Origin of the sequence: Pedobacter miscanthi, from assembly GCF_032678605.1 — a bacterium.
In the GTDB taxonomy this organism is placed as follows: Bacteria; Bacteroidota; Bacteroidia; order Sphingobacteriales; family Sphingobacteriaceae; genus Pedobacter; species Pedobacter miscanthi_A.
The window spans coordinates 576138-600966 of sequence record NZ_JAVTSU010000001.1; the positions used below are offsets into that span (position 1 = coordinate 576138).

A 24829-nucleotide genomic window follows, 5' to 3' on the forward strand; every position below is an offset into this window, starting at 1 on the left:
TCTGCGAGGTTTGTATTGCGAATTACCAACTGATTTGGGCGTTACCCAATCCCGTGAAATACGGGAAAGGGGCGGGCTTTTAAGGGCAGCGCTTCGCTCCGGTACCGATAAAGGATCGGTACTGAACCCTTACAATCCCTAACGCGGTACTTATCGCGTTAAGCTAGCTCGAGGATTTAGCTAACGCTCGTTTCTAACGAGCGTTGAATAGTTTATCGTTTAAAACGATAGAATCGTTTAGCTATTTATGCACTCGTTTGGAAACGAGCGCAAGCATTTCCATATTTCAGACCTCGCAGCTTTAATTCGTAGCTTATATTGTTTTTTTGCGGCCTCATTGAAGGCTCCGCCGTTTAAAAACCTGCGAGGTTTGGAACGGCGCTATGAAATGAAGAACCATTGTTAACTAACCTGATAGAACGGAAAGCCTGCAGCGAAGAATGAGTGAGGACTTGGAGGGATAGTAGGACTGCTGTAACCGAAATGCTTTAGCTAACGCTCGTTTCTAATGAGCGTTGAATAGTTTATCGTTTAAAACGATAGAATCGTTTAGCTATTTATGCACTCGTTTGGAAACGAGCGCAAGCATTTTCATATTTCAGAACTCGCAGGTTTAATTCGTAGCTTATATTGTTTTTTTGCGGCCTCATTGAGGGCTTAGCCGTTTAAAAACCTGCGAGGTTTGGAAGGGCGCTATGAAATGAAGAACCATTGTTAACTAAACCTGATAGAACGGAAAGCCCGCAGGGAAGAATGAGTGAGGACTTGGAGGGATAGCAGGACTGCTGTAACCGAAATGTGCCGAAGCCCGCTTTTCTATAAAATATTAATCAACTAAGCCAGCTGAGTATAACTATTTAGGTGGTAATTAATCTTTTTAGACCTCGCAGGTTTTAAACTAAATTCGTCATCCCGACTGAAGCGCAGTGGAATGGAGAGATCTATCTTTTAGGTTTTGCTTGGCAGAGCCTTCGGGTTCCCGACTTCGTTGCGCTTCGCTCGAAATGACGGCATTCAGGATTTTGATTAAATTTTGGCTTTCCGCTCAATTACATATTTACCAGCCGCTAAATCTATTTTTCCAATGTTATTTATCCTGCCATTTACATAAATATCCATGCCGCGTGTAAGTGGTAAATTTATCGTAGCAGTAGAATTTGCCGGAATGGTGATATCATACCTAATCCCGCCATTAATTCTCTTCCAGGCACTGGTTATTTTTCCGTAGGGACCAATGTGGCTGGCTTCGAAATTATCCAGACCTTCCATAACATGCGGATCCAGAATTACATGTTTAAAGCCGGGCTGTTTTTCATCCGGCTTGATGCCACCAGGTGATTTGTACAGCCATGCTCCAATTTCACCAAACATAATGTGGTTCATCGAGATGTCTGATTTGGCATCGATTGGCCAGTTTTCATATAAAGTAGTGGCTCCGTTTTCCATCCACCAGCCCCAGCTCGGGTAGGTTTTCTGGGCGGCAACCTTATAGGCGATATTGCTATAACCATTATCGCTTAACGCATTTAAAATGGCTTTGGTGCCCAATAATCCTACATCTAAATGAAAACCATCGGCTTCTACACGTTTGGCCAGGTTTTCTGCAACCAGGGCGATCGATTCTTCCGGAACAATTTTCCAGTAAAGCGGAACACTCATTTCAGTCTGTACACCAGAAGCATAAATCCCTTTTTCCTTATTCAAATACTTGACATTAAAAGCATCTTTAATTTTTTTGGCGAGTGTTGTATATTTAACATAATCATCATTTTTGCCTAATATTTTGGCTGCTTTGGCCAAAATTACCACATCAGCATAATAATAACAGGTAGAAGTAAGCTCAACAGGGGATTTTGATTTCACAGGAATCCAATCGCCCAAACCCCAGGTGGTTAAACCGGTAGGGTAAGTTTCGTCGATGTGGTTTACGTATTTTCTGATGTTTTCATAACAATCGGCAAGTAGCCTTTTGTCGCCATAAAACAGGTATACATTCCATGGAATGATGGCAATGGTACTGGTCCAATCTGGTCCGTTGCCCCATTCGTAGCCCCAGCCATCGGTAGGGATAATAGAAGGTAAAACACCATTTGGCTGCTGCTCATCGCGGTGATCGGCCAGCCACTTTTCGTAAATAGTAATGCCATCAAAGCCATATAAACCGGTTTCAATGGCAATTTGTGCGTCGCCTGTCCAGCCATTTTTCTCCCTTTGCGGACAATCAGTCGGGTAGCCAAAAAGATTGGATAAATACGAGTTATTGGTGGCGTAATAAATTTTGTTGATAATCGGCTCCGACGATTTAACATCGCCTACAACCGGTACATCGCTATGCATAAAATAACCCACCAGATCTTCTTTTTGCAATTGGATAGGGGCCGAGCTGGTTACTTCTACATATTGAAATCCCTTATAGTTAAAGTGCGGCATAAAACTTTGTTCGCCTTTTCCGCTTAAAATTAAAATATCGGTTTGAAAAGGATCTGTATTATCCGTTGGGCGGTAATGGGCATCGATGTTCGATATATCTACATGTCCGTTAGGATATAAACGTTCACCGTGTTTTAGTTTAATTACTGCACCAGCCGGACCGTTTACGGTGATTTTACTCACCCCCGAAATATTCCTGCCCAGATCGAACAGGTAAGTGGTATCATTAAATTTCCTGATGCTTATACTGGCTATTTCTTCTACATTACGGATAGGGTGTAAGGCCTGCGCCACAATATTTTTTGATGGTGAAGAACGGAGCATCACTTCTTTCCAGTTTTTATCGTCGTAATTTGCCGTATTCCAGTCTGTTTTTTCCAATCGTGCGTCATAATGCTCGGCCGTGTAAATGCTGTTGAAAATAACAGGACTTAAGGCGGTTTTCCAGTCTTTACCCGATTTAATGGTTTCAGTTGTACCATCTTCATAAATAATGCGCACATCGAGGCAGAAAGTTGGCCTGTTGCGCCATGGGGCACGGTCGAAATACCAAACAGCGGTTGATTGGTGGTTATACCAGCCATTGCCCAACAATACACCAATGGCATTTTTGCCTTTATTGATGGCATTTGTTACATCGTAGGTAACATATAAGGTACGCCGATCGAAACGCGTATACATTGGATCCATGCGGTGGTTGCCGATTTTCTTTCCATTGATGGAAAGCTCGTATAATCCGGCTGCAGCAATATAAGCCCTTGCCGATTTAATTTTTTTATTGGTGGTGAACGTATTTCGGAAATAGGGTGCGGGTTTAAGCTTGGTATTCTCGGTATCCGAAATCCATGCACCCTGCCAGTTTTCCATTTTCATCATCCCGGTTTCGAAACTGGCGATGTTGGCTTTCTCTGATTTTTTATTGTTCCCGTCGGCAATATCTACCCGCCAGAAATATTTGGTAAAAGGTTTTAGTAACTGCCCCGAATAAACAAGCAGATTTTGATCTGACTTAACCCAGCCGGTGTTCCAAAATTTTGCATGGGCTTTTGCTAATGAACTAGAATCGGTACCAACCAGAATGCGGTAAGCAGTTTGTTTTGCACCTTGATTGGTATCATTCATTTGCCAGCTAAAACGTGGATTTGGACTATCCAGACCAATAGGATTGACTAAATATTCGGTTTTTAAAGCAATAACCGATTGTGCTGATGATTTAGAAAGGGGAGAAAGGGCAAAAAGTAAAGTCGTTAATTGTAAAAAATTGCGGTTCATAGTTTAGGGCTTATCCAAAACTAAGGTATTAAAATAATATGCCGATAAAAGAACCGCAATGGAATTTTTACGCATAAAAGAAGACGAGGTTTAACTCGTCTCATTTATCTGTATTATCACTTAAATATATTAAATCATTCTTTTAACCTAATATTTCTTTCAGTTTTTCTGTCTGGTGATCGGCAAGTTTTTGTAATGGGCCAGATGCCAACATTTTCATCATCATGTTTAAATCAGCCGAAATGATATGTTTAGCAGTAGTTGTTCCATTTCCGTTATCTGCAACCGTCCATTTTAATTCGACATCAAAAGGTGCTTTTTCACTAGGAATTGCTGTTATTTCCTGATTTTCAACACGATTCGAGATTTTAATGGCCAATTTTGCCATATTTTGGATGGTAAACCGTGCATCATCCTCAGTAGATTCCCAGTTGTAAATATTTTCTGGCATCAATTGCTGATGATTATTCATATTGGTTAGAAAAGCATAAACCTCAGCGACGGGTTTATTAACTTCTACTGTGCTTTCAATAACAGTCATTATATATTTTTATAGATTTTTGTTTTCTACACAAAACTTAAGATTCCGGACTTAAAACTTGTCCTTGTCCCCATTCTGATGGATTTAAACGCCATTTACCTAATAATTCCATGTCGCTTTTCGCAATAATACTGTGTTCTGCAGCATAATCGATCAGCGCACCATAGTTTGATAAGGTAAGGTAACGGCATTTTGCTGCGGCAAAATTTTCGTCTGCTTTTTCGAAACCATAGGTGAAAATTGCAGCTAAACCGGCAACTGATAAACCTGCGGCCCTTAAAGCTTCAACAGCCTGTAAGCTGCTTTTTCCGGTTGAGATCAGATCTTCAATTACCACTACGCGCTGGCCTTCTACCACTTCGCCTTCAATTAAACTTCCGGTACCATGTTCTTTAGCTTTCGCTCTTACATAGATAAAGGGTAAACCCAATTCCTGCGCTACTAAAACCCCTTGTGGGATACCAGCAGTTGCAACACCTGCAATAACGTCTACCGAACCAAATTCTTCCTGTATGGCCTGTGCCAGTTTCTGACGGATGTAGGTTCTAACCTGTGGATGGGAAAGGGTGATCCTATTGTCGCAATAAATTGGCGATTTCCAGCCCGATGCCCATGTGAAAGGGTTATTTGGCTGTAATTTGATTGCTTTTATCTGTAATAAAAATTCCGCTACCTTTAATTCAATATCACTTTTATTATACATGGCTCAAAATTACAGATTTATTTGTGTTTGTCATAACGTTTATTAAGCCCCTTTGTTTTGCATCGGGGAAAGAAAAATGTAGGAATCAGGATTTGATTTCGACATTCCAATACTACAAATATCGGAAATTTTGATGGATGCTAAAAGCAGTTTCTTGTCACTTGCTGTAAATCAGTACAATAAAGAATGATCTGGTCGCGAATTGATAGAACTGTGGTGTGCTTACTGCGTTAACATCAATTGTAACAATCACTAAAATCTCCTGTCTTAATCAAAATCTTAAATTCATGATCATTTTAAAATCCGATTACTTTAGTACACACGAACGCCTTACCCGTTTTATTAACGAAAACCACATTAAACGTGAGGATATTTTAGTAATTACCCAGATACCGGGCTCTTTTACGATTCTTTTTTATGCTGATGATGCTGTAGAGGAAATTACCCACGGACTGTTTTCTTAACAGAAACGAAGTTTTTTGTTAATATGTAAAAGCGATATTTCATTGTTTGAATTTTGCAATGAATTATTTGATTTGTGTAATTGTTCTTAACAAAGCGCTGTTTACATTTGTTATGGTACTAAATTAATTAAAGTTTTTATGATAACAACAAAAGGATATGCGGCACAAAATGCCGAAACGGATCTTGCACCCTGGAATTTTGAACGCCGTGAAGTAGGACCTCACGATGTGCAGTTTGAAATACTTTTCTGTGGGGTTTGCCACTCAGATCTGCACCAGATTAAAAATGACTGGTTCCCTGGTATATTCCCAATGGTTCCTGGTCATGAAATTGTGGGCAGGGTAGTAAAAGTTGGAGACCATGTAAAGAAATTTAAAGTAGGCGATTTGGCGGGTACAGGTTGTATGGTAGATTCGTGCCAGGAGTGCGAAAACTGTAAACGTGATCTTGAGCAATATTGTTTAGAGGGTAATACGCAAACTTATAATGGTTTGGAAAGAGATGGAAAAACACCTACTTATGGTGGTTATTCGGATACTATAGTGGTAAGAGAGGAGTTTGTATTGCACGTATCTGATAAATTGGATTTGGCTGCAGTTGCGCCACTTTTATGTGCCGGTATTACTACTTATTCGCCTTTAAGGCACTGGAAAGTTGGCAAAGGGCATAAACTTGCTGTACTTGGTTTAGGTGGTTTGGGACACATGGCGGTGAAATTCGGTGTTGCTTTTGGCGCAGAAGTTACGGTACTGAGCACTTCGCCTAAAAAAGAGGAAGATGCTAAAAAACTGGGTGCGCACCATTTTGTGGTAACCACCGATACTGAGCAGGTTAAAGCAGCAAAAGGTACTTTCGATTTTATTCTTGATACGGTATCTGCAGAGCATGATTTTAACATGTATCTGTCTTTATTAAGAACAGATGGTACGCATATCTGTGTAGGTGTTCCACCAAAACCGGCAGAAATTGCAGCTTTTAGTTTATTAGGTGGTAGAAAAAGCCTTGCCGGATCGGGTATTGGAGGCATTGCCGAAACTCAGGAAATGCTTGATTTCTGTGCAGAAAATAATATCGTTTCCGATATCGAGCTAATTGATATGAAAGATATCCACCATGCTTACGAGCGTATGGAAAAAGGAGATGTACGTTACAGATTCGTAATTGATATGGCTACATTGTAGTTTAAATCAGATCAGAAATTGATTAAGGGGATTTAGAGATAATTATATTTCTAAATCCCTTTTTGTTTTTGGATAAGTTTAATAATCTAAACCTCACCATTTCTTTTGACAAACTCAGCCAGGGGGATATGGTGTTCGGATTCTACTTTAGCAATCTGCCTTTCGTTTTCGGTAAACAGGTTATCCAACGTATTTAATGAATCTTTTAGATAGGATATGGATAACATCCGCGAAATCTTGTTTCTGATTTTATCGGCCATAAACAATTCGACCAATATCAAACTGATTATAAAAAGGTAATGGTTAAAGATAATATTATTGGTATTCTTAGCGAAGGTAGGGACACCGACCATGGTAAAGAATAAATCTACCACTAAAGGGATCCCGATAATTGCAATTAACGAAAAAGCAGTTACTTTAAATTTAATCTGCTTTTCGGCGTTGTTAAGCTGATCGTTAAAGGTAGAAAATTTGCTTTTAAAAGGGATTTCCCTGTTATTTTGCTGCTGTTCTAACTTTTGAAGGTCTTTTCCGTGTTCAATATCGATTTTTCTTACCTGCTCTACAATAGTTGATTCGGCCTTGTTGAGTTTTTCCTGATCTTCTACAATAGATTCCTGCTCGGCAATGATTTTATCCATTACCATCAGATCTTCAGGGATGCCATGGCGTAACTTTTGTTCTGCAGCCACAATGCGGTTATCGAGCTGTTTAAACTGCCGTTTAAGCTCTATAATTTCTTTATTAAAATGCTCTTTTTTAGAAGAATAGGTATTTTCGAGGCTGTTAAGTGCAGAAACGTATTCGAAATCAGCCAGAAGCTGCTCGTTACCGGCAAAACGTTGATAGAGCCCATTTAATTTGATAAAGAGTTCACCTGTCGATTTTTCCGGATTAGAAAGATCGCTTCGGTATGCTTCCAGATCTTTTTCTGATAATGAAGGTATGGGCATGGTAGATTAAAAAGCTAAAATTATGAAAAATATTTATCGTTGAAGGAATTATAAGCGTTGTTTTCCATTCAAATGTTCCATTATTTATATTAAACCATTTTTTTTACAATTTGGTGTATCTGCATTTTCAGGAGCAATATTTTTTTGTGTAAAATCAATTCGTTATCATTCAGTTCTTTATGTAAAGAACAATAGTATTGCGGAAATATTTTTTGATTTTTTTTATCAGTTTAATAAATTATTATATATTTGTACCAAGCAAGGGGTGAGAGCCTTGCATCAATCTTTGATTGAGAGCGTTAATTTAGATAAGGTTACAACATTAATTGTTGTAACCTTTTTTTATACCTTATAAATAACTCAACAATTTTTCTATTTTAGGGAAAGCAAAATGTAACTTTTGCCAGAATTAAATAACCTTTAAAGGTAATGTGGAAAGAGTGGTTTTGCTAAGGCGATGTGTACTCCGTTTAAATATGTTTTAAAACTATATGCCAAGAAATTATAGAATTTATATCAACGATAACACTTTGTTTATCTCAGATTTTTTGCCAGAACAAAAAGAAAAAATACAGCAGCTTGAATTTCAGGATTTTGATCTGCAAATGTTCTACAAAAAGCTAAAAAACGGATCTAAAAAGAGTTATATTTTCTTGACAAAAAATCCAAAGGAAACCTTTAAGAAGCTAAAAAAAGATTGTACCATTATTAAGGCGGCAGGCGGTTTGGTAGAAAGTGCAAATGGCAATTACCTGTTTATTTTTAGAAATAAAAAATGGGATTTACCAAAAGGAAAACTTGAAGACGGGGAGAAAATGAAAGAAACCGCGGTTCGCGAGGTGGAAGAAGAATGCGGAGTGAGGGTTTTTAAACGTGAGGATAAGCTTTGTAAAACCTACCATGTGTATCCAATTGGGACTAAAATGGTAATCAAGAAAACCAACTGGTATAAAATGAAGGTTAAAGGCGAACCGAAATTGATACCACAAAAGGAAGAAGGCATTGATGAAGCGGTTTGGCTCGATAAAAACCACATTTCACCAGTGGTTAAAAATACTTTTCCATCGATTATGGATGTACTAAGGGCAGGCGGAATATTGTAGTGGTGTAAGGTACAGGGATCAAAACAATTAAAACCGACGGATTAATACAGCTATCTGTCAGATGGTAACATCTGACAGCACTAATATTAGCTAAATTTTTAACCACAGATAAAAAGGGTTAACACAGATCTAATTACTCGTAATCCAGTTCATCAACTACTTTTTTAACCTGTTTTAAATACTTACCGTAATAAAACCAGGCCCATAGTTCGGTAATTGCGCCAATGACCAGGATGGTGATGAAACAGTTCAATAAGATGTATACGGGTGATAGTTTAGTTAAAATCTTAGCAAAAATGGAAGCCTTTTCAATAAATAGATAAGCAGCAAGAAACCCAACTGTAATAAAGGCAACAATGTAGGTTAAAGCTTTATATAATTCTATATTCAGTTTCATTTCGTAATAAAACCAGAGGATATTTTTACGGGTATCCATACTCATATCATAAGAGTTTTTATAAAATCCATAAAATTTAAAGAAATAATAAGCTGTAAAACCGCTGGTAATGGCATAAGTCATGAGGTATACCCGGTTAATTGCAGTAGAAAAACCACCAAAATAGGGGATAAAAGCCATAAATGCCAAAAAGAATAGCTGGTAAAAAAACTCATGTTTCATTTTAGCTCTAATCTTATCGATAGGGGTATGTGCCTGTTTTATTTTGAGCATATCGGTAGAAATGTTACCTCCATCTGGATTTTCAGCATTCCATTCATTTTTTAAATCGTCAAAATTCATAACCGTTTTTCTTTATGATGAATTGTAATTTTTCTTTAGTTCTGTTGAGTTTAACTCGGGCATTTACCTCACTGATTCCCAGGTTTTCGGCAATTTCGCGATGCGATTGGTTTTCGAGAAAGAGAAAGATCAGTGCTTTTTCAACCACATTTAATTCCTGAACGGCATTATATAAATAAGCCAGTTTCTCTTCCTTCCCTTCACTCTCATTTACATCAATGATGTCTATACTTTCATCCAACGGCGTTTTATCTACCTTTCTGCTGTCTTTTTTGAAATAGATCAGCGCTGTATTTAAACACACACGGTACATCCAGGTGGTAAATTTGCAGTTTCCTTTAAAAGTAGGATAAGCTTTCCATAATTGCAGTACCATTTCCTGAAACAGATCACGCTGTTCTTCCATACCATTCATATACATTTTCGAAATCTTATGTATAATTGCCCGGTGCTGGTTGATCAAACTAAGGAAGGCGTTTTCTGTTTCTTTCATTTAATGTATAACCCATTGGTAACGGATTTATGAAAACGTTACAGGTTAGTAAAAATAATATTTTAAATAGAAACGTCATCTCGACTGGAATGAAGTGGAAGGGAGGTCCTTCGACAACGTTCAGGATGAAAATTTAATAAAAGGATAGTCATCTCGACTGGAACGAAGTGGAATGGAGAGATCTATCTTGGCAGATTTCCCGGCTGCGCTGCACTCCGCTCGAAATGACGATAACTTTGGGATGTTATATGCATTAACTTTTATACTACTATATTGACTTTTAAGCAATAAATTAAGCCTCGCAATTACGATCTCGAGATTGACTATAAAAAACTAAGTGCTTCTTTAGGTACAAATGGACTTACATCGCCATGGTTTCTTAAAATATCGCGGACGATGGTTGAGCTAATGGCTGAATATTCGGGTTTGCTTAACAGGAGAATGGTTTCTACTTCGGGCATCATCGTTTGGTTGATTTGTGCAATGGCCCTTTCGTATTCAAAATCTGCTGCTGAACGGATGCCTCGCACCATATATTTGGCATCAATTTTCCTGCAGAAATCTACCGTTAAACCTTCATATGTTTGGATTTCGATATTTTGATACCCCTTAAAAACGGTCTGTAAAATCTGAAGACGCTGTTCGGCGCTTAAAAAATTCTGTTTGGAGCTGTTTAATCCTATACCCACTACAATTTTATCAAAAAGCGGTGTTGCACGTTTTAAAATGTTTACGTGGGCAATGGTGATCGGATCAAATGAGCCAGGGAATAGCGCTATCTTCATGTTTCAAATATAGATTTTTATAGTTAAAAGAGAAATACGTTAAGAAGTCCGGAGTAAAATAACCATCAGCATAACTAGTATTCCGTAATTAAAACTAATGGCCACTAAACCAATGACTAATGAACAATTACCACTCGAAAAAGCTAAAAGAAGAATTGCCGTACTTCCGTGTTTCGGTGTAACCGGGCTGACTGTTCAGTTTCATATGGCTTTGATGTTCAACAATTAATAAACCATCGGGCTTGAGCAGTTGTTGTTCTTTAACCATCACTGGGATTTGCGGGATGTTTGGCATATTGTACGGTGGATCGGCAAAAATCAGGTCGTAACTACCTGTCATTTGTTTTAATAATTTAAAAACATCGCCTTTACGTACGTCAACCTGATCAAACTGGTGTTGTTTAGCGGTATTTTTTACCCAGTTTACACAGCCATAATCCATATCAACGGCTAAGATGCTTTCTGCACCTCGTGAAGCAAATTCGAAGGTTAAATTTCCGGTACCACAGAATAAGTCCAGTACGGTGCAGGTTTCGAAATCGTATTTGTTATTCAGGATGTTAAATAGTGCTTCTTTTGCCATATCCGTGGTAGGGCGCACCGGTAAATTTGCAGGGGGCTGTAAACGGATGCCCTTTAATTTGCCACCAATTATCCGCATAAATCTAAAGCAAGCAGGCCGCTAAAATAGTGTTTGGGCATATCGGCCAGTAATTCACTATTCTGTTTTCCGGCAGGGAAGAAAAAATAAAGTTGATTGAAATATTTTAACAGGCAGTTGTAATGCTCGTCATCTTCGTTAATAATACCTTGTATATAAACAGGAATGGCCTCATTTAAGCCCAGTTGCTCTATCATCAGTAAAAGGAAGTAGTTAAACTCTTCGGCAGTTTCTGATTCATAGTGGTTTTGAAAAACGACTTTTTTATCCCTGGTGTACAATACATTGAAGGATACAGCCGTAAAATCAATCAATAACGACTCGTCGGCCAAATGATTAAATAAAGCTACTAAAGGTTCTGATTGTGGAAATAAATCTGTTTGCGCTGGTAAATGTGTTTTAACCTCATCATTTAAACAAAAAACAGTGTTAAAACCCAGTGGTTTATTGTGTTTTGTATAAACTTTCGCATCCGAACCCAAGTATTGAGCATAAACAGCCAAGTTTTCATCATCAAACCACTCATCAGGTATGAAAATGAAATTTGAGGTATGGACTGCAGCTTTAACAACTCCGTAGTTTAGAGAAAGGTAATGATCGGTTTCAAAAGCAGATTTTAAATCCTTCTGTACATTTTCACAACCCTGTTTGTCAAAAATGAGATTAATTTCATCGGTATCCTTGCTTACCACGGCATAAGAAAAGCTGTCATTCGTTATTTTTAACAATAAATGGCAGTTTGCAGATGCATCAGCTTTAAAGTTCGGATCAACCAATAAGAGACTATTGTTACTCATTGAAACAAAAATAGAGTTTTTTAAGGATTAATGGTAAGATGAGGTTAATTTTTTGGTTTTACCACTGTCGTGCATTAGTATTTGCCACTGAAACACGGAGTACACAGAAATAATTCTTAGCAACTATGCTTACTAATTGCTCAATGAACCAATAAACTTTTTTACCATCTAAGACACTCTAGTTCACTTGAGCAATTTATATTCGCCCTCTTTGCGTCTTTGTGGTTAATATCCTCTCTGCGCGCTTTGTGGTTAAAACGTCGAAATATTTTTACCAAAATCAAACCTTCCGACTATTCAAAAATCGAAATATTCGGCTTAAATTCGGAACATGAGTTACAAGCCTACCTATAAAGCCGCGAACACGATTGCGGCTACTATTGAGCAACATTTTGTTAAACTGCACAAAAATGCAATTGCACAGGGTGAGATAGATTTGGCTACTCAACCGGATCAAAAAATAATTGAAGCAATTATAGATGTTGCTTTTTGGAGTAGCCTGCGTAAAGAAGAAGGACACTCGCCACGCATTTCGATTGCATTTTTGCCACCAGAGCAAACCTCTAAACCTTTACGCTTTGCAAAGAAACTGGCACTTAATGCCAATACTTTAACCAAAATTGCTCCTGGAATTGAACGTTCGGGCATTCACCTTGGCGTTTGGGAGGAAGATGGCGAACTTTATATTTGGGGTACTACCTTAAATATTCCGAACTTTTGTTTTGTTGTTGATGTTTCTGAACCCGGGTTAATCGTGATAAAACACCGCAGGATTTACGGCATCGGTAAATTTACCAATGTGGCTGTGCTAAAAGGAGAGCAGATTCGGATTGTAGATGATAGAAGCTGTTCGAATAAAGATTGTCCGCCAATTTTACAGGCATTATTAGACCTGACGGTTTTAGCCAGCTGGAATGATCCGATTAATATCCTCATTCAGTTTTCGGTTTCTATGCGTGCGCATGGCCGGGGTGGTGCCTTATTAATTGTGCCCAAAGGCGATACGAAATGGGAAGAATCGATTATTCACCCGATACAATATTTGGTTGAGCCTCCGTTCTGTGGCTTATCAAACCTGGCGAAACAGCATGGAAACCAGAGCGAAATTTTCTCGCAGGGCGCTGTTCGTCGCGAAGTAGAACATTTAGCTGGTTTAACCGCGGTAGATGGCGCAACGATTATTAATGAAGAATTTGATCTGATAGCATTCGGCGCAAAAATCGGTCGGGCGAAAGGCAAACCTACGGTAGAACAGATTGCCTTTTCGGAACCAATTGTTGGCGGGGAGGATAAGATTTTATACCCTGGGCAACTCGGCGGAACCAGGCACTTTTCGGTAGCACAATTCGTTAACGATCAGCCACAGGCAATTGGCCTTGTTGCTTCTCAGGATGGCCATTTTACGATTTTCAGTTATAGCCAAAAACAAAATATGGTAATGGCACACCGCATTGAAACATTACTCTTATAGTCGTTACACGTTATTAAAGGGAATAAAAAAGAATAAAGTGTATTTACAGCTTTGTTTGTCTTAGCCGGCAATTTTTGTTTTAAAGCTACTACTTGGGCTTTTTATTGCATTCCCAAAAATTTGTTAGGCCGGATTAAAATAGAATGAAGATTTATCATGGAGTTTATGCATTTTTTCTGGAACTAACTTAAAAATGCATATTATCTTTGCCTTCTAAACCGTATTGAAGCGGCATCCCCCGATTTTTCATCGGGGATATAGCGGAAAGGCGGACTGCCGGAACAAATTAGCACTGCAACTGCTTTTCAAAAACAATTTATCAATAAAACCATTCTAACAATACATGTTATCCAATAAAAGTCAGCTTATAGCTTCAGCATACGAACATACACCAACTAAAGAGCAATTGCTTTTTTGCGAGCGAATGTCGGTGTTTTTGCAACAGGAAGATGAATACCGTTGTTTTGTGCTGAAAGGATACGCGGGTACAGGTAAAACCACTTCTGTAGCGGCTTTGGTTAAAGTTTTAGCCAAATTTAACCTGCGTAGCGAGTTACTGGCGCCCACCGGAAGGGCAGCAAAGGTAATGAGTCAGTATTCTTACCGGAAAGCCTTAACGATACATAAACGCATTTATCGGAAACGTTCTGCGGCATCGCCCGAAATGCAGTTCCAGCTGGCTCCAAACCTCTCCGAAAATACGTTGTTTATCATTGATGAAGCTTCGATGATTGCTGATGAATTTAATGAAACCGGTTCTTCAATATTGAGGGATTTGCTCGAATTTGTGTACAATACTAAAAACTGTTTTTTGCTTTTTGTGGGTGATACAGCGCAATTGCCACCAGTAGGAAGTTTAGATAGCCCTGCATTGAACGAACAATACCTTAAAGATAAATTTGCGTTAACGGTGAGTTCTGTTGAATTAAAAGAGGTGGTGCGACAGGGAAAGAAATCAGGGATATTGGCCAATGCCACCATGTTGCGGAACCAGATTGCGAAAAACCCGGAAAATCCACTGCCAAAATTCCTTACTAAAAACTATACTGATATTTATAATATGCCAGGTGCAAGATTAGTAGAAGGTTTGGAATATGCTTACCGGAAATTCGGGATGGAAAATACGCTGGTGGTTTGCCGCTCCAATAAATCGGCCAATGTGTATAACCAGCAGATTAGGGCGAGGCTGTTATATCGCGAGGAGGAATTAACAGGTGGTGACCAGATTATGGTGGTTCGGAATAATTATTTCTGGCTACCAGAAAACGAGGATACGGCTTTTATTGCCAATGGCGACATGGCAAAAGTAATCCGCGTAAGGGGAGAGGAAGAGCGTTATGGCTTCCGTTTTGCCGATGCCACTTTAGAGTTTATGGACTTTCCGGCTGCAGGACAAATTAGCTGTAAGGTAATGTTGGATACGCTGAATTTAGAAAGTGCCAATTTACCCTACGAACAGAATAAAAAGCTCTTTGAGGGATTAAATGAGGATTATGAGCATATTGCCAACAAACGTCAGCGGATGCTGGCCATTAAAGCTGATCCTTTTTATAATGCGCTGCAGATCAAGTTTGCCTATGCGGTTACCTGTCATAAGGCCCAGGGTGGGCAGTGGGATGCGGTTTTTGCTGACCAGGGTTACCTTACGGAAGAAATGATCGATCTGGATTTTCTCCGCTGGTTGTACACCGCGGTAACCCGGGCAAAAAAAGAGTTATATTTAGTTAATTTTGCGCCACAGCTTTTTGCTAAGACGGCGTTGGAAGACTACTTTTAGATGAAGATGATTACACTGATTTATTGAACGATAGGGATAACCACAAAGACACAAAGGTTTTTTATTTTCTTAGTGTCTTCGTGCCTTTGTGGTCAAATATACTAACCAAATGATATGATGAAATTTGCCTTTAGTCTCAAAAACAAACTTAAAATTGCTTTCCTGCTTTTCTGTATCATGTGCTGTACGCTGTTAATCCGTTTTTTGGAAGATAAAAGTGTAGAGAAAATTAACGATTCGTTTATTTCGATGTATAATGACAGGCTTGTGCCTGCAACAGATTTATATTTTATTGCCGAAAACCTGTACCATAAAAATGCGATTCTTCAGGAAGTGTTGTTAGGGAATGATATTGCCCATGGTTCAACGGCCATTATAAAAATGAAAAAACACAACCGTAAAATAGATTCGGTGATCAATAAATATGAACTTACTTTATTGGTAAAACAGGAGCAAAGCTTTTTAAACGACCTTAAAAAAGCATTGGTTGTTCAGCAAGGTCTGGAAGTTAAAATACTAAGCATGGCAGGAGCTGAAGGAAGGACAATTTATGAATCGATGGGAAAGAATGCAGCTGATCAAACCCTTGCCAAACTTTCGGCTCTGATTAAAATACAATCTAAAGTAGGGAACGAATTGATTAAGGGTACTAAAATATTTGTTTCGGGAACTAAAGTTTATTCCACGTTACAGGTTATTTTGGCGATAGTAATCGGGATTATGATTGTGGCCATTGTTTCGGCTTCGAATGCGGTGAAGATTCAGAGTGATAAGTTTAATTTGAATTAATTTTTTGCCACGGAGGCCCGGAAATCACGGACTATTTTCCGTGGAAATCTGTGTCTCCGTGGCAAATGAGGTTATTCAGCGTCCTCGTCTGTGATCAATCTGATTGAATCATCAGAAAGTACAATTAAACGTTCTTTGTACAATGATCCAATGGTTTTCTTAAAAGCACTTTTGCTGATCTGGAAACGATGATAAATGTCTTCAGGAGAACTTTTATCGCCCAGTTCGATTATGCCGCCACTCTTTCTAAGTTCCTTTAACATCATTTCTTTCGAATCGAGAATATGGCCATAACCACTGGGTTGCAGGGTTAAATCGATTTTTCCTTCCACGCGGATTTTCTTGATCCAGCCTTTACGCATTTCACCAGGTTGAACATTGTCGAAAACCTCGTTATTGTAAAGTAAACCAATATAGGTATTGTTAATGATGGCATTATAGCCAAGGTCTGTTTCTTCAGTAATCAATAAACTTACTTCATCACCTTCTTCAAAATCGAAGCCATCTTCTTCAACAAAATCGTAAAGTTTAGAAGAAGCCAGTAAGCGATCGCTATTTTCATCTAAATACAGGTAAACTACGTATTTGTAGCCCTTTTGCATTGGCCTTTTTTGTTCGCGGGTAGGTACATAAACGTCTTTGTCGATCCCAAGATCCATAAAAACGCCGTCGTCACCATCAGAAACTACTTTTAGGAAAGCAAAATCGCCCACTTCGGCATAAGCCTTTTGGGTGGTTCCGGTTAGGCGGCCATCTTTTTGTATAAAAACAAAAACACTGATGTTATCGCCAATTTCTGCATTTTTTGGAACGTATTGGTAAGGCAGTATTACCAGTTTATCGCCGTCGGTTAAGTTTAATCCAGCTTCTGTTTTGCTTAAAATCCTTAACTCGTTGTATTTTCCTATTTCAATCATGTATTTTGGGTTTAACCATTTTCTTCAATGGCTTTTCGGTTACAAAGGTAGCAATGTTTATTCATTCATTGGTCATTGGTTCACTGGTCATTTGTTAATTGTAAATTGCCAACTGAAAACTCCTTATTCGTTCATTGGTTCATTTGTCATTTGTTCATTGGTTTGGCATATTGCAGAAATGCCTCCGTGTTCATCTGTGCATTCGTGGCTCCTTCGACAGGCTCAGGATAACAGGCTGCATTTAAATAGGCAATGGAAAAAAATATATATTTTAGCGGCTTATCTAAAAATATATCTTAATGATGAACAAGCAGATTCCTCCATTTTTTTTAAGCGACGAGTATTTTATTGATGAGAAAGTAAACTTTTTAAAGTTTGCAAACGAGTACAAAGTGTACAATGATCAGGGGGCACAGATCGGGATTATTAAACAGCGCATTTCGGGCTGGCAAAAGGCTTTAACCTTGCTGGTTGATAAACGTATGATGCCTTTTAAACTGGAGATTACCGACATTAACAATCAGCTGCAGGCTACGATTACCAGGGGCTGGACTTTCTGGATGTCGAAAATTATTGTTACCGATCCGCTTGGGGCCGAAGTAGGCATTATTAAACAGAAATTTAAGTTCTTTAAGCCAACCTTTACCATTTCGAGTCCAGCAACGGGAGAAGAAATAGCTAAAATCTCCGGCGATTGGAAGGCATGGAATTTCAGCATCACCAATAATGCAGGTGCCGAAATGGGCAAAATTAGCAAAAAATGGGCAGGTGCCATGAAAGAAATTTTTACCACCGCCGACAAATACAATGTTTCCATTGATCCCAATTATGCAGAAAGCAATCAAAAAGTTGCGATTGTAGCCACTGCGATTACTATTGATATGGTTTTGAAAGAGAGTAAGTAAACGGTTAATTGTTTAAACTGTTTAATTTTTGAGTGGGCGGATAACTGAAAGATGCATATACGGCATAGGGTTATTCGCTCATTTTTTTGTTTAACAATGTTCTTCAATGGTTTTTTAGCAGCAAATTAGTTTTTATTTTATTTGAAAAGGTACTGTAGTATTCCATCGGGAAATGAAGTCGGGCTGTTCGCTAAATCCCCGATGAAGAATCGGGGGATATCGCTTCCATCCCGTTTAAAAATGAATTGGTTGTGGTGGGAATGCAATTATTTAATTTTATTCTAAAAAAAACATCTATTTTGGTTTATAACTAAATTAACTTTATGAATGCTTCACTTAATATCTTTTATCTGAATAACCAATATGTTACAGATGAACAGATAAATACATTTACGTTTGCAAGAAATTATAAAATTTATAATATTGAAGGTGAAGAGATAGGATTAATAAAACAAAGAATTAAAGATTGGCAAAGGGTTTTACCTTTACTAATAAACAAATCTATCTTACCATTTAAGATCGAAATAACTGATAAAAGTGGAGTATTAGTTGCATCGGTTTTAAGAAATTTTGGTATATGGAATCCTAAAATGAAAATTGTAGATGAATACGGGAATGTGGTTGGTATTGTAAAATTGAGTTTAGGTATTTTGTCTAGAACATTAAGTATTGTTGATCCAATATCAAACAAAAATATCGCGAAAATGACTGGAGATGGCAAAGGATGGAGTTTTGATGTTATAAGTAATAAAGACATCAAGATAGGTGAAATAAATAAGAGCAGCCTTCAGTCTAATACTAAATTTAAAGAAGATGATAAATATTGCACTACCATATTTAAAGATTATATTAAGGATATTTATAGAATGCCAATCATTTCAATCGCTATAATTATTGATATGATTTTGAAGCAAAGTAGATAACGCTTAATTGCTGGATGATTGCTTGCAAGATCTTCGATTTTCTTTCATTCAGGGATATATGTCTTCTTCAATAACTTTCTTACAAACGATATCAAATAATTCGGCTAAATTTGGGATCTACAATTTAAGGTATCTTCATTGATATGAAAAAAACCAAAGAAGCCAAAAAGCCAGGTATTTTCAGTTTGCTTGGAAACTACAGGGGGTTAATATTTTTGCTGATTCTGTTTGCCCTGCTCAGTAACGGCATTAACCTGCTCTTACCAAAGATTATTGCCAGCGGTATCGATTCTTATACCAACAACACCTTCGATTTAAAGCACATCATGTTCCAGTTTTCGCTGGCGATAGTTTTGGTTTTTATCTTTACTTACCTGCAAAGTATTGTGCAAACCTATGCTTCGGAACGTGTGGCAAAAGATTTAAGAACGAAACTGTCTGATCAGATTTCGAGGCAAAGCCATGCTTATATTATCCAGGCAAACCCTTCAAAACTGCTCACCAACCTTACTGCCGATGCCGATTCGATCAAAATGTTTGTTTCGCAGGCTATTGTTTCCATTGCTTCTTCCATCTTTTTAATTGTTGGTGCCAGTATTCTGCTGCTGATGATTAACTGGAAACTGGCGCTTTGTGTAATCGCCATTGTACCCATTATTGGGGGAGCCTTTTTTTATGTGCTGAGCAAAGTGAGGGTGCTTTTTAAAAAGAGCAGGGAAGTGATCGACTGGTTGAACAAGGTAATCAGCGAAAGTATTATGGGATCGGCTTTGATCCGGGTAATCAACTCGCAAATGCTGGAATACAATAAATTTTTAGATGCGAATGCCAAAGCAAGAGATCTGGGTATTTCCATCTTGCGGATGTTTGCGGCGCTGATACCGGTTATTGTTTTTACGGCAAATTTAGCCGGACTATGTATTTTGGTACTGGGTGGGCACTTTGTGATTACCAATTCGATGACTTTAGGAGAATTTACCGCTTTTAGCAGTTATCTTACCCTGATTATATTCCCGATTTTGGTAATTGGTTTTATGAGTAACGTAATTGCTCAGGCAACTGCATCTTACCAAAGAATTGAGAGCGTTTTAAATGCAGCAGAAATTAACCATCCGGGAACTTTAACAACTTCATTAAAAGGAGATGTGGAAGCGAAAGAGCTTAGTTTAAGTTTCGGGCAAAAACCAATTTTAAAGTCAATCTCTTTTACCGCAAAGGCAGGTTCTAAAACGGCAATTATTGGCCCTACAGCGGCGGGTAAAACGCAATTGCTTTATATTTTAACGGGTTTGATTGATGCAGATACCGGATCGGTATTATACGATGGCCAGGAGATTAAACAATACAAACAGGAAGCTTTTCATCAACAGGTAGGCTTTGTATTTCAGGATAGCATCATGTTTAACATGAGCATCAGGGAAAATATTGCCTTTAGCGATACTGTTACGGATGAATCTTTGGCTAAAGCCATTGCCACGGCGGAGTTGAAGGATTTTGTGGATGCGCTGCCTGATCAATTAAACACTATTGTTTCGGAACGTGGAAACAGCCTTTCTGGAGGACAAAAACAACGGATTATGCTGGCCCGTGCCTTGGCCGTTAATCCTAAAATTTTATTACTGGATGATTTTACCGCACGTGTTGATACCAATACCGAAAAAAGAATTCTGGAGAATATCCAGCAGAATTATCCCGGTTTAACTTTACTTTCCATTACCCAGAAAATAGCTTCTGTTGAACATTACGACAAAGTGATCCTGTTGATGCAGGGCGAAATTATTGCAGAAGGAACTCACCAGGAATTGCTGAAAAGCAGTCCTGAATATGTTCAGATTTACAATTCACAACAGAGCACCAGTAATTATGAACTACAATCTTAACCAGCTTAACACCAGGCAGGAAAAGCAATCTACTTATAAGGCGCTTAAAAGCCTGCTAAAACTCATATCGGCCGAACGTAGAAACCTTTGGCTGGCATTGATTGCCATTTTAGTAAACTCGGGCCTGTTACTTTTGGGTCCTTTATTGGTAGGGCATACCGTTGATACCTACATTCGCACTAAACAGTTTCATGGCGTGCTTGTTTTTGGTGGCATCTTATTGGTGATGTACATGATTGCCATGGTTACCGGTTATACCCAAACGAGGTTAATGGGTGGGGTAGGCCAAAGGATGCTTTATACGCTGCGCAATGCAATATTTAATAAATTACAGGAACTGCCGGTTTCATTTTTTAATCAGAATAAAGCTGGAGATCTGATATCGAGGGTAAACAACGATACAGATAAACTGAATCAGTTTTTCTCGCAGTCGTTGATGCAATTTATAGGGAGTATTGTAACCATGATCGGAGCAGGGATTTTTCTTCTTTCCATCAACACCGAGCTGGGAGCGGCTACTCTTGCACCTGCAGTGGTAATTGTGCTTTTTACCATGGCTTTATCGCCCTGGGTAAAGGGAAAAAATGCGAAAAACTTAAAAAGCGTGGGCGGTATGAGTGCTGAGATTCAGGAAAGCCTGAATAATTTTAAAGTAATTATTGCATTTAATCGTCGTGATTATTTCAGAAAACGTTTTGACGAAGCCAATACCCAAAATTATAAAACTGCGATAGGGGCAGGCCTGGCCAACAATATTTTTGTGCCGGTTTATGGCTTATTATCGAGTATCGCACAGCTAATTACCTTGTTATTTGGTATTTATTTAATTTCTAAAGGTAATTTTACACTGGGCTTGCTGGTGAGTTATATTTCTTACACCACCAATTTTTACAACCCTTTAAGACAATTGGCGGCACTTTGGACAAGTTTTCAAGTAGCCATGGCCAGTTGGGACAGGATATCGCAGATTTTAACGTTAGAAAGTAATTTAAAACAAATAGCAGTGAATGAAAGCATTACTTCTGATGCTTTGCTGGAGTTTAAAAACGTACACTTCTCATATGATGATAGTAAAGAAATTCTCCATAATATTAATTTAAAGTTCGAAAAGGGCAAAACTTATGCACTGATCGGTCCTACAGGTGGTGGAAAAACGACAACGGCTTCGTTAATCTCCCGTTTGTACGATGCCACAAAAGGAACGGTTTTATTAAATGGTAAAGATATCCGTTCGTTTTCTGCAGAAGAAAGAACGCAAAAGATCGGTTTCATTTTGCAGGAACCCTTTTTATTTACCGGATCGGTAAAAGAAAACATCCTTTATGGCAACAGTCAGTATAAAGAGGTTACCGATACAGAACTGGAAAAAATAATCGAAGAAGCCAACCTGAATGCACTTTTAGCCATATTTGAAGAAGGACTAAATACACAGATCACTTCAGGATCAGACAGTATCAGTTTAGGACAGAAACAACTGATTGCTTTTATGCGTGCGGTATTACGCAATCCCGAACTGCTCATCCTTGATGAAGCTACTGCCAATATCGATACCATAACCGAACAGCTTTTAAGCAGCATTTTGAATAAACTTTCGAAAGAAACCACATTGGTTATTATTGCCCACCGCTTAAATACCATCGAAAATGCCGATGAAATTTACTTTGTAAATGAAGGGGAAGTGCAAAAAGCCGGTACATTGAATGATGCATTGAATATGTTACTAAAAGGAAAACGGGTAAGTTGATATATTTACCCATGTGGTTGGTCGAGATTTGCAATCTCGACTGTATGAGTTGTGGATTTGAAATCTACGTAAAGGATTAGAAATCCTTAGTTCGAATGGTCGGGATTGCAAATCCCGACTAACATTAATAAAAAACACAAATGAAAAAATATTTCTTCTCTCTGGCATTTTCTGCCTTTAGTATGGCCTGTTTTGCACAAAGTGCAAATCAAAATCTTTTTGTTCAGGACAGTTTAAAATTAATTTCCTCTCAATTTAAGTTTACAGAAGGTGCATCGGTTGATAAAAAAGGTAACGTTTTTTTTACCGATCAGCCGAACGATAAAATCTGGAAATATGATGTTGAGGGCAAATTGAGCCTTTATATGGATAAATCCGGCAGGGCAAACGGAACATATTTCGATAAAAAAGGGAATCTGATTGTTTGTGCTGATGAAAACAACCAGATCTGGTCTATCGATAAAAATAAAAAAATAACCGTGCTCTTCAGCGATTATGAAGGCAAGAAGGTAAACGGACCAAACGATATCTGGTTAGATGCCAAAGGAGGTATTTATTTTACCGATCCTTATTATCAGCGTGATTACTGGACAAGAAAATCGCCTGAAATCCAGGGACAAAAGGTTTATTATCTTCCGAAAGGTAAAAAAGAAGCCATTATTGTAGCTGATGATGTAATCAAACCCAATGGCATTGTAGGTACGCCAAATGGTAAATTTTTGTACATCGCTGATATGAGCGCCAACAAAACCTACCGTTATACGATAAATGCTGATGCGAAATTAAGCGATAAACAACTTGTGCTTAACCAAAACTCTGACGGGATGACATTGGATAGTAACGGAAATATTTATGTAACCGGAAAAGGCGTGAATATCTACAAACCTACAGGAGAAAAAATTGGTCATATTGATGTTCCTGAAGAGTGGTGTGGCAATATTTGTTTTGGTGGAAAAGATAGAAATATGCTTTTTATCACGGCTTCAAAATCGATTTATGTTATTCCGGTAAATGCTAAAGGAGTAGAGTAAATGGAATGAATAGTCGTTTAAATACGTTTGAGAGGTGAAAAACGCAGATGAATTGAACTGAATTTTTTTTCTGTTCAGTTTATTCAACCCCTGAAAATATTAAACTCATTTTTTAGTTTTGGATTCCTACTTATAGGGATAGACGACTATGAAAAAGCCCTCTCAGGATTGAAGGGCTTTTTTACTTTTATTTCCACAAGTTGTCATTCTGAACTTAGTGAAGAATCTTTATCAGTACCTTACTGAATCTAATAATAAATATTGGTTTAAATAACCTTATGGTAGACCCTTCGACTTCGCTCAGGTGAATCGGATCATTTTCCTTTTTAAATTGTATAGGTACTGTTACATTTAATCTTATTAGGAATAATTTTTTAAATTAGCATATATTCATAAAAACCTGATAAGCTTATGGAAAATCTAAAAGAAGAAACCAAAATCAAAGCTTTCCTCACCAGGATAAAAGCAGAGTGGCCGGGGGTGGTAGAGCGCTTTGAATTTAAAACAGGCAACGTAATTTACGTTCATTTAAAGGAAGGCATATCGAGTATGGATTTTCTGGGTAAACTTTCCCGCCAGGTAGAACGTTTTGTTGATTTTAGCATGCCAATTATCCTTTACCATATCGAAAGTGACGGAATGAATTTAAGGTCGCATCCCATCAATTGGTATTCTTCACTTACGCAGAGAAAATTATCATAGTAATTACAAATTTTGTCGTTTTTATTTTTTTTTTGCCGTAAACTCAATTTTGTTTGCAAGTTATTTTTGTTTTTGGGTTTTAATCCTATTTTTGGTTTTTAATTTAAAAACATCCAGTATAATGAAAAACGGAACAGTAAAATTTTTTAACTCAGAAAAAGGCTTTGGCTTCATTAAAGAAGAAAACGGATCTGAGATTTTTGTGCATGCATCAGGCCTGATTGATGAAATCAGAGAAAATGATACAGTTGAATACGAAGTTCAAGAAGGCAAAAAAGGCCTTAATGCAGTGAAAGTAAGAGTTGTTTAATTCTTCCCAAAAAGATTTTGAGCAGGATTTAGTCCTGCTTTTTTTTTGCCCTTATCCACAGTATCCTGTTATTTAATTCAAGGCTTCATTTTCTGAACAAAAAGACTGAAAAAATTTCTTGCTCATTTCTAGTTAATTACCTCATTATGCGGTTTTAACTACGCTGAGTATGGTTGTTTTTTGGAATGGATTTCTATTTTTGTTATTGTCGATGTACTCGGCCGGAACCAAACAAATTAAGGATTTTTGCAACTTTC

General features: G+C 38.0%; 23 protein-coding genes. 13 read left to right on the top strand and 10 right to left on the bottom strand.

Going from position 1 to position 24829, the window contains the following annotated elements; all coding sequences use genetic code 11:
- Nucleotides 1-1026: 1026 nt before the first annotated feature.
- The 3 genes from R2R28_RS02155 to pyrE all read right to left on the bottom strand — a co-directional run bounded on the left by R2R28_RS02155 (nucleotide 1027) and on the right by pyrE (nucleotide 4946).
- Nucleotides 1027-3702 (bottom strand): alpha-L-rhamnosidase, encoded by a 2676-nt coding sequence (locus R2R28_RS02155; RefSeq protein ID WP_316824061.1) that lies wholly within the window; start codon nucleotides 3700-3702, stop codon nucleotides 1027-1029.
- 142 nt (nucleotides 3703-3844) lie between these two features.
- Nucleotides 3845-4243, bottom strand: coding sequence for an SRPBCC family protein (locus R2R28_RS02160; RefSeq protein WP_113951480.1), 399 nt, complete (start codon nucleotides 4241-4243; stop codon nucleotides 3845-3847).
- A gap of 37 nt (nucleotides 4244-4280) precedes the next feature.
- Nucleotides 4281-4946: an orotate phosphoribosyltransferase gene (pyrE, locus tag R2R28_RS02165; RefSeq protein ID WP_316824062.1), complete on the bottom strand. Its 666-nt coding sequence runs from the start codon at nucleotides 4944-4946 to the stop codon at nucleotides 4281-4283.
- A gap of 287 nt (nucleotides 4947-5233) precedes the next feature.
- On the opposite strand from pyrE, the gene R2R28_RS02170 reads away from it, so the two are divergent.
- A complete protein-coding gene (locus tag R2R28_RS02170) occupies nucleotides 5234-5410 on the top strand; it encodes a hypothetical protein (RefSeq protein ID WP_316824063.1) in 177 nt (58 codons plus the stop codon).
- A gap of 138 nt (nucleotides 5411-5548) precedes the next feature.
- The gene (locus tag R2R28_RS02175; protein ID WP_316824064.1) at nucleotides 5549-6592 is read left to right on the top strand and encodes an NAD(P)-dependent alcohol dehydrogenase; all 1044 of its coding nucleotides are present in this window, start codon (nucleotides 5549-5551) and stop codon (nucleotides 6590-6592) included.
- An 86-nt stretch (nucleotides 6593-6678) separates the two neighbouring features.
- Here the strand turns inward: R2R28_RS02175 and R2R28_RS02180 are convergent, their stop codons facing one another.
- The gene (locus R2R28_RS02180; protein WP_316824065.1) at nucleotides 6679-7545 is read right to left on the bottom strand and encodes a hypothetical protein; all 867 of its coding nucleotides are present in this window, start codon (nucleotides 7543-7545) and stop codon (nucleotides 6679-6681) included.
- 491 nt (nucleotides 7546-8036) lie between these two features.
- Between R2R28_RS02180 and R2R28_RS02185 the strand changes: the two genes are divergently transcribed.
- The gene (locus R2R28_RS02185) at nucleotides 8037-8648 is read left to right on the top strand and encodes an NUDIX hydrolase (RefSeq protein WP_316824066.1); all 612 of its coding nucleotides are present in this window, start codon (nucleotides 8037-8039) and stop codon (nucleotides 8646-8648) included.
- Between the two features lie 133 nt (nucleotides 8649-8781).
- Here the strand turns inward: R2R28_RS02185 and R2R28_RS02190 are convergent, their stop codons facing one another.
- From R2R28_RS02190 to R2R28_RS02210, 5 genes are all read right to left on the bottom strand, one after another.
- Complete coding sequence (locus R2R28_RS02190) at nucleotides 8782-9387, bottom strand: hypothetical protein (RefSeq protein ID WP_316824067.1); 606 nt, start codon at nucleotides 9385-9387, stop codon at nucleotides 8782-8784.
- Nucleotides 9377-9880: a sigma-70 family RNA polymerase sigma factor gene (locus R2R28_RS02195; RefSeq protein WP_316824068.1), complete on the bottom strand. Its 504-nt coding sequence runs from the start codon at nucleotides 9878-9880 to the stop codon at nucleotides 9377-9379. The genes R2R28_RS02190 and R2R28_RS02195 overlap by 11 nt, the downstream gene beginning before the upstream one ends.
- 323 nt (nucleotides 9881-10203) lie before the next feature.
- Nucleotides 10204-10665, bottom strand: coding sequence for a pantetheine-phosphate adenylyltransferase (coaD, locus tag R2R28_RS02200; protein ID WP_316824069.1), 462 nt, complete (start codon nucleotides 10663-10665; stop codon nucleotides 10204-10206).
- Nucleotides 10666-10792: 127 nt separating this feature from the next.
- Nucleotides 10793-11326 carry a 16S rRNA (guanine(966)-N(2))-methyltransferase RsmD gene (gene rsmD, locus R2R28_RS02205; protein ID WP_316824070.1) on the bottom strand — a complete coding sequence of 178 codons (534 nt, stop codon included), beginning with the start codon at nucleotides 11324-11326 and terminating at the stop codon, nucleotides 10793-10795.
- On the bottom strand, nucleotides 11317-12123 hold the full coding sequence (locus tag R2R28_RS02210) for a DUF3822 family protein (RefSeq protein WP_316824071.1): 807 nt from the start codon (nucleotides 12121-12123) through the stop codon (nucleotides 11317-11319). Before R2R28_RS02210 ends, rsmD begins: the two co-directional genes overlap by 10 nt.
- 331 nt (nucleotides 12124-12454) lie before the next feature.
- On the opposite strand from R2R28_RS02210, the gene R2R28_RS02215 reads away from it, so the two are divergent.
- From R2R28_RS02215 to R2R28_RS02225, 3 genes are all read left to right on the top strand, one after another.
- Nucleotides 12455-13594, top strand: coding sequence for a putative sensor domain DACNV-containing protein (locus R2R28_RS02215; protein ID WP_316824072.1), 1140 nt, complete (start codon nucleotides 12455-12457; stop codon nucleotides 13592-13594).
- Nucleotides 13595-13937: 343 nt separating this feature from the next.
- A complete protein-coding gene (locus tag R2R28_RS02220; RefSeq protein ID WP_316824073.1) occupies nucleotides 13938-15371 on the top strand; it encodes an ATP-dependent RecD-like DNA helicase in 1434 nt (477 codons plus the stop codon).
- 114 nt (nucleotides 15372-15485) lie between these two features.
- On the top strand, nucleotides 15486-16160 hold the full coding sequence (locus R2R28_RS02225) for an MCP four helix bundle domain-containing protein (protein WP_316824074.1): 675 nt from the start codon (nucleotides 15486-15488) through the stop codon (nucleotides 16158-16160).
- A gap of 71 nt (nucleotides 16161-16231) precedes the next feature.
- Here the strand turns inward: R2R28_RS02225 and R2R28_RS02230 are convergent, their stop codons facing one another.
- Entirely contained in the window at nucleotides 16232-17077 is an 846-nt protein-coding gene (locus R2R28_RS02230; protein WP_316824075.1) for a S1 RNA-binding domain-containing protein, read from the bottom strand.
- 299 nt (nucleotides 17078-17376) lie between these two features.
- On the opposite strand from R2R28_RS02230, the gene R2R28_RS02235 reads away from it, so the two are divergent.
- The 7 genes from R2R28_RS02235 to R2R28_RS02265 all read left to right on the top strand — a co-directional run bounded on the left by R2R28_RS02235 (nucleotide 17377) and on the right by R2R28_RS02265 (nucleotide 24572).
- Nucleotides 17377-17982: an LURP-one-related/scramblase family protein gene (locus R2R28_RS02235; RefSeq protein WP_316824076.1), complete on the top strand. Its 606-nt coding sequence runs from the start codon at nucleotides 17377-17379 to the stop codon at nucleotides 17980-17982.
- 323 nt (nucleotides 17983-18305) lie between these two features.
- On the top strand, nucleotides 18306-18905 hold the full coding sequence (locus R2R28_RS02240; RefSeq protein WP_316824077.1) for a phospholipid scramblase-related protein: 600 nt from the start codon (nucleotides 18306-18308) through the stop codon (nucleotides 18903-18905).
- A gap of 143 nt (nucleotides 18906-19048) precedes the next feature.
- The gene (locus R2R28_RS02245) at nucleotides 19049-20785 is read left to right on the top strand and encodes an ABC transporter ATP-binding protein (RefSeq protein ID WP_316824078.1); all 1737 of its coding nucleotides are present in this window, start codon (nucleotides 19049-19051) and stop codon (nucleotides 20783-20785) included.
- Nucleotides 20769-22529: an ABC transporter ATP-binding protein gene (locus R2R28_RS02250; RefSeq protein WP_316824079.1), complete on the top strand. Its 1761-nt coding sequence runs from the start codon at nucleotides 20769-20771 to the stop codon at nucleotides 22527-22529. The genes R2R28_RS02245 and R2R28_RS02250 overlap by 17 nt, the downstream gene beginning before the upstream one ends.
- A 140-nt stretch (nucleotides 22530-22669) precedes the next feature.
- Nucleotides 22670-23560: an SMP-30/gluconolactonase/LRE family protein gene (locus R2R28_RS02255; RefSeq protein ID WP_316824080.1), complete on the top strand. Its 891-nt coding sequence runs from the start codon at nucleotides 22670-22672 to the stop codon at nucleotides 23558-23560.
- A 411-nt stretch (nucleotides 23561-23971) separates the two neighbouring features.
- On the top strand, nucleotides 23972-24262 hold the full coding sequence (locus R2R28_RS02260; RefSeq protein ID WP_316824081.1) for a hypothetical protein: 291 nt from the start codon (nucleotides 23972-23974) through the stop codon (nucleotides 24260-24262).
- A gap of 121 nt (nucleotides 24263-24383) precedes the next feature.
- Nucleotides 24384-24572 carry a cold-shock protein gene (locus R2R28_RS02265; protein ID WP_090503206.1) on the top strand — a complete coding sequence of 63 codons (189 nt, stop codon included), beginning with the start codon at nucleotides 24384-24386 and terminating at the stop codon, nucleotides 24570-24572.
- Nucleotides 24573-24829 lie beyond the last annotated feature (257 nt).